This is a genomic window from Streptomyces sp. 4N509B (assembly GCF_052245655.1).
Classification (GTDB): domain Bacteria; phylum Actinomycetota; class Actinomycetes; order Streptomycetales; family Streptomycetaceae; genus Streptomyces.
In genome coordinates this window covers 298167-312344 of record NZ_JBQQBZ010000003.1, presented here as the reverse complement: position 1 = coordinate 312344, position 14178 = coordinate 298167, and the positions used below count along the sequence as shown (strand labels likewise).

At 76.2% G+C, this 14178-nt stretch carries 9 protein-coding genes and 1 pseudogene; all 10 read right to left on the bottom strand.

Going from position 1 to position 14178, the window contains the following annotated elements; all coding sequences use genetic code 11:
• Window positions 1-29: 29 nt before the first annotated feature.
• Window positions 30-1679: pseudogene (locus ACTWP5_RS05715) on the bottom strand (ATP-binding cassette domain-containing protein); the annotation flags it as partial.
• Entirely contained in the window at window positions 1676-3478 is a 1803-nt protein-coding gene (locus tag ACTWP5_RS05710; protein ID WP_443219623.1) for an ABC transporter ATP-binding protein, read from the bottom strand. The gene ACTWP5_RS05710 and the pseudogene ACTWP5_RS05715, both read right to left, overlap by 4 nt.
• Before the next feature lie 102 nt (window positions 3479-3580).
• Window positions 3581-3709, bottom strand: a complete 129-nt coding sequence (locus tag ACTWP5_RS05705) for a SapB/AmfS family lanthipeptide (RefSeq protein ID WP_443219622.1) — start codon at window positions 3707-3709, stop codon at window positions 3581-3583.
• Between the two features lie 27 nt (window positions 3710-3736).
• On the bottom strand, window positions 3737-6535 hold the full coding sequence (gene lanKC / locus ACTWP5_RS05700; RefSeq protein ID WP_443219621.1) for a class III lanthionine synthetase LanKC: 2799 nt from the start codon (window positions 6533-6535) through the stop codon (window positions 3737-3739).
• A 151-nt stretch (window positions 6536-6686) separates the two neighbouring features.
• Window positions 6687-7277 carry a hemerythrin domain-containing protein gene (locus ACTWP5_RS05695; RefSeq protein WP_443219620.1) on the bottom strand — a complete coding sequence of 197 codons (591 nt, stop codon included), beginning with the start codon at window positions 7275-7277 and terminating at the stop codon, window positions 6687-6689.
• Window positions 7278-7366: 89 nt separating this feature from the next.
• A complete protein-coding gene (locus tag ACTWP5_RS05690) occupies window positions 7367-8569 on the bottom strand; it encodes a hypothetical protein (protein WP_443219619.1) in 1203 nt (400 codons plus the stop codon).
• A gap of 299 nt (window positions 8570-8868) precedes the next feature.
• Window positions 8869-9246 carry a hypothetical protein gene (locus tag ACTWP5_RS05685; protein ID WP_443219618.1) on the bottom strand — a complete coding sequence of 126 codons (378 nt, stop codon included), beginning with the start codon at window positions 9244-9246 and terminating at the stop codon, window positions 8869-8871.
• Window positions 9243-9845 carry a hypothetical protein gene (locus ACTWP5_RS05680; protein ID WP_443219617.1) on the bottom strand — a complete coding sequence of 201 codons (603 nt, stop codon included), beginning with the start codon at window positions 9843-9845 and terminating at the stop codon, window positions 9243-9245. The genes ACTWP5_RS05685 and ACTWP5_RS05680 overlap by 4 nt, the downstream gene beginning before the upstream one ends.
• Window positions 9846-9965: 120 nt before the next feature.
• Complete coding sequence (locus tag ACTWP5_RS05675) at window positions 9966-11858, bottom strand: sulfatase-like hydrolase/transferase (protein WP_443219616.1); 1893 nt, start codon at window positions 11856-11858, stop codon at window positions 9966-9968.
• A 61-nt stretch (window positions 11859-11919) separates the two neighbouring features.
• A complete protein-coding gene (locus ACTWP5_RS05670) occupies window positions 11920-14001 on the bottom strand; it encodes a sulfatase (protein ID WP_443219615.1) in 2082 nt (693 codons plus the stop codon).
• Window positions 14002-14178 lie beyond the last annotated feature (177 nt).

The window sequence follows — 14178 nt, the reverse complement described above, 5'->3', positions numbered from 1 at the left end:
GCCGGGTCGAGGTGACAGGTCGCCTCGTCCAGCAGCACGACCGGCGCGGGCGCCAGGTAGGCCCGGGTGAGGGCGAGCAGCTGGCGTTCCCCGGCGGACAGCGTGGCCGGGTCGAGTGGGGCGTCGGGGCCGCCGAGGCGTTCCAGCAGCGCCTCGGCGCCGACGGCCGCGGCGGCCTGCCGCAGCGCGTCCTCGGACACCGGCCCGGGACACAGGTAGCGGAGGTTGTCCGCGACGCTGCCGGCGAAGACGTACGCCTCCTGCGGGATCAGCGTGCGCAGCCCGGACAGCTCGCGCGCGGACCGGCCGGCGACCGGCTCGCCGCACAGCCACAGCTGCCCGGCGGCGGGCGTGAGGAGCCCGGCGGCCAGGCCGGCGAGGGTCGACTTGCCGGCCCCGCTGGGCCCCACCACGGCGCAGTGGCCGCCGGCCGGGACGGTGAGGCTCAGCCGGCGCAGCACCGGGTCGGCCCGGTCGCCGTAGGCGAAGGTGACCTCGTGGAACGCGATCCCGCCGACGCCTCCCGGACCGCCCGGACCGCCCGGCCCTCCGGGCCCCGCCGGCCCTGGCACGGCGGGACGACGCGGGGCGGGGTCGGGGCCGGGTGACGGGGCGTCCGGAACGGGCGCGGGCACGGGCGCGGGCACGGGCGTCGGCGTCGGCGCGGGGTCCTGACGGAGGCGGTCAATCACGACCACGAGCCGGGCGCCCGCGCCGCCGAAGCCGTCGACCAGGCTCCGCATCGCCGGCAGCAGCGCCTGCGTGAGGTAGGTCAGGGCGCCGACCAGCCCGCCCGCGCTGAGCCCGCCGTCCAGCAGCCACGGCGCGAGGAACAGCAGCAGCACCACCGGCAGGTGGCCGCCGATCGCGACCGCCGCCGTCCTCGTCACGGCCCACCGGGCCAGCGCGCGGGCGGCGCGCGCCTCGGTGTCGATCCGTTCGGCGAGCGTGGCCGCGACGCGTTCCTCCGCGCCGCAGGCGACGACGTCCCGCAGGCCCGACACGCTCTCGCCGAGCCTGGCGGCCAGCTCCTCGTCGGCCACCAGCACCGCCCGCTGCCGCGCCGCCAGCGGGCGCAGCGACCAGGCGAAGACGGCCAGGCCCAGCAGCAGCGGCGGCAGCACGAGCAGCAGCAGGCCGGGGGCGAGCCACAGCAGGCCGACGAGCGCGCCCGTGGCGGAGACGGCAAAGGTCTGCGCCACGAGCACCAGGCCGGCGAAGCTGTCGCGGGCGATCTCGACCTGGTGCGTCAGCCTCGACACCACGGCGGTGCCGTCGGGCACGGCCCGCGAGGCGCCGCCCTCGACCGCGCGGCGGAGCCCGCGACCGACGACGTCCCGCACCAGGACGTCCCGCAGCGGCTCGACCAGCCCGCCCACCGCGCGGTGGACGCCCCGGGCGGCCAGCGCCCCGGCGAGAACGCCGCACGCGGCGACCGCCAGCCAGGTGAGGCCCGCCGCCGTGCGGCCGGCCAGGAAGCCGTCGTCGAGGGAACGGGCGATGCCGTAGCCCAGGAGGAACGTCTGGCCGGCCGCCAGGACGGACCAGCCGGCCACGGCGGCCACCGCGCGGCGGTGTCGTCGCAGGAAGCGCAGGCCCGAGGCGACCGGCCCGCCGCCGGGCCGGGTGCCGCCACCCGCTGCCGGACGGCGTGTCAGGCGGCGTGTCAGGTGTCTCATCGGGCGTCTCCCTCGGTGGCCGCCGTGGCGCCGTGGCCCTCCGGGCCGTCGTCCGGGCCGTCGTCCGGGCCGCCGCCCGCGTCGTCCGTGGCCCCCTCCGCCCCTTCCTTCCCCTCCGCCCCTTCCGCCCCTTCCGCCCAGGCCGCGCGGTAGTCCGCCCGCCGCCACAGCTCGCGGTGCGTCCCGACGGCCCGGATCCGGCCCTCGTCGAGCCAGGCCACGAGGTCGGCGCGGGCCGCCGTCGCGGGCCGGTGCGCGACGACCAGCCGGGTGCGCGCCCGGCCCTCCGCCAGCAGCGCCCGCCCGACCCGCAGCTCGGTGACGGTGTCCAGGCTGGAGGTGGCGTCGTCGAGGACCAGCAGCCGCCCACCGTGGGCGAACGCCCGTGCCAGTCCGACGCGTTGCAGCTCGCCGCCGGAGAGCGGGGCGGCGTCGCAGCGGGTGTCGTAGCCGTCGGGCAGCGTGCGGATGAAGCCGTCGGCGCTGGCGGCACGGGCCGCCGCCGCCACCCGGTCCGGCGTCGGCCGGCGGGCGCCGAGGGCGATGGCCTCGCCGAGGGTGCCGCCCAGCAGCGCCGGCCGCTCGAACGCGTAGCCCACCTCGCGGCGCAGCGTGGCCCGGTCCAACTCGGTGAGCGGCACCCCGTCCAGCCGTATCTCGCCGGCGTCCGGGTCGGCGAGCCGGCCGGCGAGCGCCGCCAGCACGGACTTGCCCGCGCCCGAGCGGCCCACCACCGCGAGCGTGCCGCCGCCGGGCACCACGAGGTCGACGTCGCGCAGCACCGCCCGGTCGCCGCGCCGGGCGGTCACGCCGCGGAACTCCAGCCGCCCCCGGCCGTCCGCCGGCAGCGCGCGGGCGCCGTGGCGCACCGGCGGCAGGGCCAGCACCTCGTCCAGCCGGCGGGTGGCGACGCGGCCCCGCACCAGCCGGTTGAGGGAGCCGACGAACGCGCCGACCTGGCCGGCGAGCACCGCGTACCGGGCGGCGGCCAGCAGGCCACCCACGGTCAGCTCCCCGGCGCCCAGCAGCAGCCCGCCCGTGGCGACGACCGCCAGCTGCGCCAGCGGCAGCAGGGTCGCCGCCTGCGCCGTGGCCCGCGCGTGGATCCGCCACATCCGGCGCCCCTGCTCGCCCAACGCGCCCAGCGGGGCCGTCACCCGGGCCCGCTCCTCGGCCTCGGTGCCGGCGGCGGCGATCGTCCGGGCGCCGGTCACGGCCTCCACCAGACGGCTCGCGATGTCGGCCTGGAGACGCTGGTACGCGGCGACGCTGCCGGCCGTGGAACGGGTGAACGCGCGCAGCAGGACGGCCATCAGCGGCAGCGCCGCCAGGAAGACCAGCCCCAGCCTGGGGTCGATGAGCAGCAGCGCGACGGCGCCACCGAGCGGCACCAGCACGGTGCCCGCGGTGTCGGCCAGGGCGGTGGGCACCGTGCCCGCCTGGGCGGCGACGCCGGTGCCCCGGGTCACCAGGTCGCCGGGCGGGAAGACGCCGGCGCGCGCGGGGCCGACGGCCAGCACGCGCGCCACCAGGCGGGTCCGCAGCCGGGCCGTCGTGTGGGCGTCGGTGCCGCCGCGCACCACGGCCTCGACGGCGGCGAGGACGACCTCGGCGCCGATCAGGCCGCAGCACACGAGGCTCCACGCGGTGGCGGACCGCGCCTCGCGCTCCCCCGACAGCAGCAGGTCGACGGTGGTGCCCAGGGCGGCGGGCAGCAGCAGCGCGGCGAGGGCCTGGGCGGTGGTGAGCAGGGTGAGGACGGCGATCCGTCCCCTCGGGTACCGGTGCCGGTGTGTCATGCGCGGGTCTCCCGACGGTGTCACGGGGACGGGGAACGGCCCCCGGGCGGGATATGCCCGGGGGCCGTTCGACCTACCACGGTCCAGCCGTGGAGCCGGGGATCAGAGACAGATCAGCGTGCTGTGCGAGCTGTGCTTGTCGCAGAGCAGCAGGCTGGCGCTGCTCGTGTCGCCGCCGCCTCCGCCGGTGGTCTCCGTCGTCTCCAGGGCCTGCAGGTCCAGCAGGGTCATGGTCGTCTCCTTCCTGATCGCGGGAACTCACGGAGTCGCCGCCTCCGGCGTCATGGCCGGACGCGGGTTCTTGCCGCGGCCCTCGGGCGAGGGCCGGTCCTTGGGCCGCCTCGACGGCGGCGGGGGAGGGGCGAGGAACGGCAGCTGCGCGGGCCGGTCGCCGTCGCCGTCGCCGGCGCGGTGCCGGGCGGCGCCCAGGGCCAGCAGGCAGCCGGCCGTTCCGGTGGCGAGGTCCATCGACAGCCGCATCATCTGGTCGCCCGGGAACGCGAGGCCGCCGCCGAACGCCATGGCGTACCAGTCCATCGCCTCGACCTGGGCGGCGAGCTCGGCGGGCGTGGCCCCGGGGGTCGTGGTGCGGGCCAGGTGCCACACCATGCCGGCCCGCCCCTGGAACAGGCCGGGCTGAGCGTAGTACCGCAGGCGGGCGGCCGGGAGGATCCGGGCGCGGGCCCGCGCGAACGACGCGTTGGCCGGGTCGTGGGCCAGGTAGTCGTCGAGCACGGCGGCGATGCCGACGCTGCCCTCGCCGAGGTAGGGCATCGTGCGGGACACCTCGTCGACCAGCAGGCTGCCCTCGCGGTTGACGACGCAGTGGTCGAGGTCGCGCCGCAGCGCCTCGTCGGCCAGCCGGAGCAGCCGCCGCTCGCCGGTGCGTTCGAACCGCCGCAGGAACAGCAGGGCCGCCCCGGCGGCGCCGTAGAGCAGCCCGGCGCAGCGGCGTCCGGCTGGGGTGGGCGGTCCGGCGAGCCGCTTCGCGACGAGCTCCGTGGCGTGCGCGGCCTGCGCGTCGAGGGTGGACTCGCCGGTGGCGGCGGCCAGCTCGTCGAGCGCGAGGCCCACGCCGGCCAGGCCGCCGAACAGGTGGGCGGGCAGGCGCTCCCAGCGCTCGCGCAGCACCTGGGCGGTCACGTCGAGCGCCGCCTGGGGGTGGCCGAGGCGGTGCAGCGCGAGGGCGGCGCCGAGCAGGCCGTCGTACAGCCCGAGCGGGGCGCCCTCGGCGGGCGCCGTCGCGTGGCGCAGCAGCCACCGTTCGCCCTCCGGGTACCGGGCGGCGCCGGTCTCCGCCAGGGCCCACAGCACCCCGGCGGCGCCGTGGGCCAGGCCGAGGCCGCCGCCCGTGGCGAACTGGGCGATGTCGCCGGGGAAGAGGCGGTCCTCGCGGTCGGGGGTGGCCGAGGCCAGGATGGCGCGGACCATGGCGTCGCGGGCGCGCGGCCAGTCGCCGCACGACACCCGGCCGCCGGGGGCCGCGGTCGTGCTCGGGGCCGGGGCCGTGGCCGCCGTCGTCGAAGCCGGGGCCGGGGCCGTCGCGGTGGGCGTGTCGCCGCCCTCGATCTCGGCGACCGCCTCGTCGAGGAACGCGGCCGGCAGCTCGGGGAACTCCGCGCGCGCCACCCGGGCCAGGTGGGCCGCCTTGCTCCGGTCGATCGCCAGCAGCGTGGTCATCGGGATGAACAGCGCGAGCCGCAGGCAGGCCAGGGCGTACCGGTCGATGCCGAAGCCGGTCCGGTCCGGCGGCGCGACGAACCCGGGGTGGGCGACGATCTGCCGCACGGACGCCGCGTCGACGCCGTCGTTCCCCTCGCCCTCCCCTCCGCCCTCCCCCTCGCCGCCGACGTGCACGGCGGCCTCGAAGTCCAGCAGCGCCACGGAGCGCTCGTCCGGCGCGACCATGATGTTGAACATGTGCAGGTCGTTGAAGACCAGGCCGCGCCCGTGGAGCCTGGCCACCGCCTCCTCGACGGCCGCGTGGACGGCCAGCGCCCACCGGGTGTAGTCGGCGACCGCGGCCGGGTCGGGCGCGGTCGACAGCAGCGGGTGCCGTTCGGCGAAGAACGCGTTGAGGGTGCGGCCGGGCAGTCGGCTCATCACGAGGAAGCGGTGGTCGCCCAGGGTGAACCAGTCGTGCACCGCCGGGGCGACGTCCAGCCCGGCCAGCCGGTCGAGCGCGGCCTTCTCCCGCTCCAGCCGCGTGACCGCGTCGGCGCCGTCCGCCGCCAGGCCGGCGTGCGGCCTGGCCTCCTTCAGCACCACCCGCTCGCCGGTGCGCACGTCCGTGCCGCCGTAGACGCCGCCGCCGTTGGAGAAGTGGAGGGCCTCCTCGATGCGGTAGGGCAGCTCGCCGACCGTGGTGCCGTTGCGGGCCGCCAGGTGGGGCGCCAGGAAGTCCGGCAGCGTCACCCATTCCGGGTGGCTGAACACGGGGTCCCTGCGGTCGGGCACCAGCCGCCCGCTCGGGTCCTCGACGGCGGAGACCAGGGTGCCGGAGCCGTCGTCGCAGTGGCGGGGGACGAACGCGCCCCACCGGACGAACAGCGGCCCGTCGTGCCAGCGCAGGTCGGTGAGGATGTACGGCCCCGGCTCGCCCGCCAGCAGCGCGCCCAACTCGGTGAGGACGGTGTGTAACTCCCGCTCGTCCGCCGGGTAGAGGGTGGCGAACTTCCCGCTGTTTTCCCGGCGGGCGTACTTGGAGTTCCGCAGGTAGAGCAGGTGGGGGCCGGGCACGAACTTGAAGGGCAGGCCGCGGGGAACGCAGTAGTCCCACACCACGCCGGCGATCCGCTCGGCGTTGTCCAGGCAGGCCGACACGTGGATCTTCCAGCCCTGCGGCGGCATCCGGCCGTCCACCGGCTGGAGGTGCAGCCAGTCCCCGTTCCGCGCGCCGCGCCAGCCCGGCGGCACGGTCCGCCCGGCCGCGTACGGCCCGAGGCCATCGTCGGCCACGGCCACGGTCACGGCCGCCGCCGGCCGCCGGTCCAGCCGGTCGGGGGCGTCGTAGAAGTACGGGTCTGCGAGGCAGAAGACCTCGTGTCTCTTGTCCATCGCCACGAGGCTGTCACGTGGGGTGAGCGCCGCGACAGTCACCGCTGTCACCGACCCGCCGTGCGAAGCGCACGGTCCCGACCGGGCGTTTCTCCCGTCCGGGGGAGGCGGCGGCGGCCGGACGTGGGGGTTCGGCCGCCGCTGGCGTGGCTCAGTCCTTCCGGCCGTGCAGGACGCGCTGCACGGCGTCCCGGGTGCGGTCGACGACGGCGGCGACCGGGCCGACCGCGATGTTGGCGGCGGCGGACTCGACCCCGGGGTGGGGGCGGGTCGGGGCGGTGGCCTCGGCGGTCCTGACGGCCCTGGCCATGGTGGCGAGCCGGTCGGGCTCGGCGTAGCGGCGCAGCGCTGCGAACTCGTAGCGCTCCTCGGCCCGCGCGTGCTCCGTCACCTCGCGCCGCAGCAGCTTCAGGGCCGGCAGGAACGCCGTGTCGTCCGGGTCCATGTCGTCGAGCTCGACGAGCCGCTCCTTGGCGGAGCGCTCCTCGCGCAGCCGCTCGGCGACGACCTCCTCGGCCCCGTCGAAGAGCCGCCGCACCGCGGGGTGCACGACCTCCTCCTCGGCCGTCTCGTGGATGGCGAGCAGCCGGACCAGCTCGCGGAAGCGTTCCCGTCGCTCCTCGCCGGCGGCGGCGCGTTCCACGGCGTCGAAGAGGTTGCGGATGTCGCCGTGCTGGCGCATCAGCAGCGCCACGACGTCGTCCTGGTCGCCGCCGAAGTCGCTGCGTGCGTCCTGTGTCATGGTGTCCTTCCCGGAGCGGGCGGGCGGGTTGCGGGCGGGCGGGTTGCGGGGACGGGCATGGGCATGGGCATGGGCATGGGCATGGGCGGTCAGTCGCGGGAGCGCAGTGAGGCCACCGGGTGCTCGCCCTCGGTCTCCAGCCGGTACTCGCGGCCGAACATCTCCTGGTGCCGCTCCATCACCTGCTCGTTGGGCGGGGTCGCCTGCCCGTTGAGCCGGGCCTGCATGGCCTCGAAGCGCTCGTGGGCCTCGCGCACGTACCCGGCGCCCAGCGTGGTCAGGTCGATCTGGGTGTCCAGCAGCTCGCGCACGTACGCCTTGTTGGGCTCGAACTTCAGCGGCTGCGGCAGCCGCTCGGGCAGCACCTCGGTGGGGTCGCGGTCCTCGTGGCGGCGCATCAGCTCGCAGGCCAGGCGCAGCTGCTCCAGCTCCATGTTGAGGTGCAGCTCCCAGATGGCCCTCACCCTGGCGTCGGTCTCCTGCTCCATGAAGGAGTAGTAGAGGTAGCACTCGTTGTACTCGTGGTTGACCAGCTGCTCCCACCACGTCTCGCCCGGGTCGACCAGGGACTCGTAGTGGGTGACGTGCTCCTCCTCGATGAGCCCGATCTCCTGGTACAGCTGGCGGGCGATCGGCTCCATGTACTGCGGGCCGACGTTGTTGTAGAAGTTCATCGTCTGCTGCTCGGCGGACATGATCGTCAGGGCGTGCATCTTCGACAGCGGGTCGGTCCTGCCGCGGTCGTAGGGGTCGCGCACGTTGTCGGCGGGGTCGCGGTGGTGGTAGCGGGTGGGGCGGCCCGGCATGACCTCGGTGAGGCCGTCGACGATCTCCTCCGCCTTGCGGTGCTCGATCATCTCGTAGAGGTTGGCGTACCGGTACAGGTGGTCGAAGTCCTCCAGGACGCCGAACTCGTAGGCCTGCTTCAGGTACGGGTCGGGCTCCATGCGGGCCACCCAGGCCGTCAGGTCCACGGCCACCTGCTCGTAGGCGATCGTCGTCTCCAGCACCGACGCCACGCCCGGCAGCAGCCAGTTGACGGCCTTCTGCTGCTGGGACTCGACCGCGCGCATCCGCGCCAGCTGTCGCTTCACGTCCATGTCCGGGCAGTGCCTGGCCATGTGGTGACTGAACCAGATCGACTCCATCTCGATGCCGTTCATGGTGATGATCCGGCAGCGGGTGTACGGGTCGGCGCGGTCGGGGTCGATGGGGTCCACGGCGAGCTCGCGCCAGTCGCGGATCTGGGCGTCCAGGGCGATGCCGCGCTCCTGAAGGGGGTCGAACGTCATGGGTGTCCCTCGTCCGGTGGCGTGTCGGGGCGGCGGCGGTCCCACGGGTCACGGGGACCGTCGCGCACCCTTCCTATCCACCGATCCGGACGCGGGCTCGGCAGGCACAGCCGGCGTTCCCCCGGATGGCCCGTCGCGGGGCGCGCGGTGCCCGGCCCCGCCCCCTCGGCGTGGGTGGGATGTGGGTGAGGGGGCGGGGCCGGGTGTTCCAGCGCGCCGACCGGCCCGACCGGCCCGGTCGGCCGGGGAGGGAGGGCGGGCACGGGCGTGCGCGCACCTCGACGGGCGCGGGCCGGTCGTCAGAGCCGGAGCAGCCGCTCCGTGGTCTCGCGGTACTGGCGCAGGAGGAGGCGGAGCTCCTCCGTCTCCCCGGTCGGGGGGCCCTCGCCGTCCCAGCCCGAGCGCAGGGCGCGCCCGCGCTCGGCGATGGCCGCGGCGAGCTGCTCGGTGACCTCGTTGAAGGCGCGGTCGGCCAGCAGCATCGCCTGCCGCGGGCTGTCGACGAACGTCTGGACGGCCTGGTCGAGCCTCCTGGCGCCGAGCTCCCGCTCGGCCGGCGGAAGCAGCCCGTCCGCGCCCGTCTCGGCGGCGGCGTCCGCGCCCGTCACCGCGTCCGTCTCCGCCCCCGTCACCGGGCGCGTCTCGGGGTGGTCCGGCACTCCGGTCTCGTGCCTCACGACGTGCCGCCCCCCTTCGCGAAACGACGGCTGGACGCCCACGGGACGTGGGCCCGCCCGCCCGTGGACGCGGTCGGCCGATCGGCCGTCAGCGCCTCGAACAGGCCCCGCGCCTCGATCATCGACTGCCGCAGCTCCTCGGTGTCGGGCCGCTCGGTCACCGCCGCGTGGAGGCGGCGGTAGCTGTGCACCTGGTCCCCGTGGTGCACCGAGATCGCGGCCACCCGTTCCTCGAACGGTCCGGCCGGGTAGCCCCGCTCCTGCGCCACACGCGCCAGCAGGGCCTCGGTCTCGGCCGTCGCCTCCTGCGGGGAGTCGACGAACCGCCGGTGGATCTCGGCCCACCGCGTCTCGTACAGCTCGCGGTCCCCGGGGGACAACGGGCGCTCCCTCAGCGAGCCGTGTCGCCTCACACGCTCCCTCAGCTCCCGCTCGGCCGCCTTCGTGTCGCCTTCCTGCTGGGCCACGGCACGGTGGTACTCGGAGCCGAAGCGCCGCCTCAGCCGTTCACCGCCCCTCGCGGCGCCCCAGCCCGGGGCGAAGAGGAGAGCGGCGGCGATGACGACGACGGCCACGGCGATGATCAGGACCGTCTCCATGACTGACCTCCTGTCTGCGGGTTGGCGGGTCGCTCGGCTTGTCGCGTCGCGTCCTCGCTGTCAACCTCCGCCGGTACGTCCCTGTACCGACGCACCGGCGAGTGCCCACAGACGCGCGGTTCACGCCACCGCCGCCTCGACCCCGGGCTCGACGCCGGCCTCAACCCCCGTCTCCGCGGGCGTCGTGGCGGTGGCGAGTGCCGCCCTGGCCTCGTAGCGGACGAGCCCGCCCTGGTGGCGGGCCGACCCCCGGGCGCGCAGCACGGCCGTCGTCGTCGCCTCCGCCGCGTCGGCGGGAGGAGTCACCTGCCAACGCGTCACCAGCGCCGCGCCCGGCGCGAGCCGGCGTCGCCGGTCGGGGCCGGCGAGCCGCACCCGCCAGCCCTCGGGGGCGGTGAGTCCGAGGCGCGGTTCAGCCCAGGTCCGGGCCGAGGCGTTGGTGAACGTGGCGGTGACGGTGAACGGCTCGCCCGGGCGGGCGAGGTCGGGCGCCGCGACGCGGACGCCGAAGCCCTCGCGCTCGTGGGTCTCCACCCAGGAGGCGCGCAGCAACGCGGTCAGCTCGGCCACCACCTCCGGGTGCTCGGCGTGGACGTCCGTGGTCTCCCCGGGGTCGGTCGCCAGGTCGTAGAGCTCGAACTCCCAGCTCTCGTCCGGCGCCGAGCGGTCCCTGGCGGGGGCGAAGCGCACGGCCTTCCAGTCCTCCCGCCGCACGGCCTCGGCGAGCCGGCCGAGGCGGCCCTGGTCGACGGCATTGGCGCGGGAGGTCGTGTGGCCGTCGAGGCGCTGCCAGTAGAGGTGGCCGTGCTCGGGGGCCGCGCCGGGTCGCGGGGAGAGGAGGGCCGCCGCCGACAGGCCGTCGATGTCGCGCGGCGCGGGGGCGCCCGCCAGCTCCGCCACGGTGGGGAGCACGTCGACGAGCGGGGTGACGCGGTCGGTGACGGCGGGCCGGACGGTGCCGGGCCACCAGGCGATGAGCGGGACGCGGACGCCGCCCTCGTAGAGGTTGCGCTTGTAGCCCCGGAAGGGGCCGCCCGCCTCGAAGAGATCCGGGTCGACGCCGCCCTCCTCGTGGGGGCCGTTGTCGCTGCTGACCAGCAGCAGGGTGTCCTGTTCGACGCCGTGCCGGCCCAGGGCGTCGACGAGGGAGCCGACGAGCGTGTCGAGGCGGGTCACCTGGGCCGCGTGCTTCCGGTTCGCCTCGGACCAGGGCCGGTCGGCGTACTCGCCGGTCTCGGGGATGTCGCTCGGCGCGTGCGGCACGTTCGGGGTCACCAGCAGCAGGAACGGCTCGTCGGCGTGCTCGGCTATGAACGCGGTGGCGCGCTCCTCGATCAGGTCGACGGCGTAGGTGCCCTTCCGGCCGTCGGCGTTCTCCGGCAGCGCGACCCGCTCGCCGTTGTGCCACAGGTACGCGGGGAAGTACTCGTGGGCGTGGCGGTGGGTGACGTAGCCGAAGAACTCCTCGAAGCCGCGCCAGTTGGGGTGGCTCGGCTGGTCGGCCCGCTGCGGGCCGAAGCCCCACTTACCGAAGCAGGCCGTCCGGTAGCCACGGGCGCGCAGCACCTCCGCGAAGGTCGTCTCGTCGTCGCCGAGGGCGACACCGCGCGGGTCGCCGTTCTGCCGCACGCGGGCGTGGCCGCTGTGCAGTCCCGTCAGCAGCGAGGCGCGGGAGGGCGCGCAGACCGGTCCGGCGGAGTACGCCTGGGTGAAGCGCAGCCCCTCGGCCGCCAGCCGGTCCAGCGTGGGGGTGTGGATCAGCTGTTGGCCGTAGGACCCCAGCTGCCCGTAGCCGAGGTCGTCGGCGAGGACCAGGACGATGTTCGGGAGGCGCCCGCCCGCGGCGGCGTCGGGGCCGGCCGTGGCCGGGACGACGCTCGGGCGCGACGCGGCCGGGTAGGCGGCCGTCGGGTGGGGCGCCAGGCTGGTGCCGGCGACCGACTGCGCGGGGAGCGCCGGCAGGGCGGCGAGCCCGAAGGTGGCCGCTGCGAGGAAGTGACGGCGGCTTGCCATGGGGGACTCCTTGGAGGGTGTGAGGTGGACGCCCCGGGGTCTCCGGGACGCGGACGGCGCCTCAGGCCCGGTGTGCGGTGAGGCCGTCGAGGGTGAGGGTGCCGTTGTCGAGGCGGACGCTCGTGGCCCAGCGGTAGCGGGCGCGGACCGTCGGGTCGCTCAGGTCGAGCGCGCCCCTGGTGTCGGTGGTGAACAGGAACTCCCAGCCGCCGCCCCCGCCCTGGTCGGCGTAGGCGGTGGCCCTGCTGCCTCGGAGCACGAAGGCGTAGCGGGCTTTGGGGCCGGTGAGGTCGACGGTGCCGTCGAGGTTGTGGAGCGGCTCGGCGCCCGCCGTGACCAGCTGGCCGTTCACCCGCAGGTCCCAGCCGACGCGGCGCAGCCCGTTGTGGTAGCGGAGGAGGAGGTAGTTGTCCGCGTCCTGCGCGACGCCGACGAACGCGGTGTCCTGGGTGCCGGCCCCGGCGAAGGTGCCCGGGGTGAGCACGGCCACGGCCTCGTCGGAGCGGGGCGTGACGTCGGAGCGGAACACCAGGTGGGTCAGCTGCCGCGCGCTCACGGCGAGCCGCCCGTCGGCGACGGCGACCTCCCCCACGTGCTCGGTCACGGGCAGCACCTCCCAGCGCGTCAGGTCGCCGTCGAAGGTCTCCTCCAGCTCGGCGACGGGATACGCGCGGCGGCCGGGCGGCGGGGGGAGGAGGTCGAGCTCCGCGAGGTGCGCTTCGAGCCGGGCGCGCAACGCGCGGGCGCGGCCGGGCTCACGGGCGGAGAGGTCGGTGGTCTCCGCCGGGTCGCGGTCGAGGTCGTACAGCTCGGCGCGGCCGTCGCGGAAGTGGCGCACCAGCTTGTGCCGCCCGGCGCGCACGGCCGCGTGCGGGCGGGTGCCGCCGATGAAGTGCGGATAGACCCAGTACAGCTCCTCGCGTCGAAGCGGCCCGGAGCCCGTCAGCAGCGGTGCGATGCTGACGCCGTCGAAGCGGTGGCGGCCGGGACGGGCGTCGGGACGTCCGCCCGCCAGCTCGAGGGCGGTGGGCAGGATGTCGATGGTGCTGACCGGGGTGTCCACCTCCCGGCCGGCGCGGGCGCGGCCCGGCCAGTGCGCGACCAGCGGGACGCGGATGCCGCCCTCGTAGAGCTCGCCCTTGCCGCCGCGCAGCGGCTGGTTGGCGTCGCGGTACGGGCCGCCGTTGTCGGAGGTCACCAGGAGCAACGTGTCGCGGGCGATGCCGAGTGCGGCGAGGGTGTCGGCGATGCGGCCCACCTGCGCGTCGACGCTCTCCAGCATGGCGGCCAGCACCGGGCGGTTGGGCGCGGTGTCGGCGCCGGGCTTCGCCCGGTACTTCGCGACGAGCTCGGGTTTGGCGTCGAGGGCGGTGTGGACGGCGTAGTTGGAGACGTGCAGGAAGAACGGCCCGTCGCGGTGGCGGGTGAGGAAGTCGACGGCCTCGGCCGCCAGGCGGTCGGTGAGGTACTCGCCGGGCTCGCGGGCCGGGAGGTCCGGCATGAAGAAGTACGGGTGGAAGTAGTCGCCGTCGGCGATGTACTTCTGCTCGGAGGCGATCACCTCGTCGAAGCCGTGGGCGAACGGGTTGCCGGGGCGTTCGGCGTAGGGCCCGCTGTAGGTCTCGGTGAGGTGCCACTTGCCGATCAGGCCCGTGGTGTAGCCGTGGGGGCGGAGCACGTCGGGCACGGTGGGGATGTCGGGGGAGAGGAACGTGTCGCTGGCCGCGTTCTCGCCCCGCAGGAAGTCGGTGATGCCGCCGCGGGCCGGGTAGCGGCCGGTCACGAGCGCGGCGCGGGTCGGGGAGCACAGGGGCGCGGCGGCGTAGGCGCTGGTGAAGCGGACGCCCTCGCGGGCCAGGCGGTCCAGGTGCGGGGTCTCGTTGAAGGTGTTGCCGTAGGCGCCGAGTTCGTCCCAGCCGAGGTCGTCGATGGAGACGACGACGACGTTCGTGGGCCGCTGGCGGGGGCCGCCGCTCGGGCGGTCGCCGTCGCGGTCGGCTGCGGAGGCGGGCGAGGAGACGGGGGACGAGGCGACGGCCGGCGGGGCCAGGGCGGCTCCCGCGACGGCCGTGCCGGCCGCCGTGCCGGCGGCGGCGCCGAGGAATCCGCGGCGGGTGGATCTCGCCGGGGCTGGTCTGGTCATGGTGGTTCCTTCGGGAGGGGGAGTGTCGGCTCGCCTGGATGGGTGGGTGGGGCCCGGCCGCCCCCACGGCGGGGAGGCGCGGCGGGGGCGGCGGGGGCGTGTCGCCCGGCCGGGACGGGGCCTGGTGGGGTCCGGTCGGGTCCGGTCGGGCCTGGTCGGGCCTGGTCGGGCCTGGTC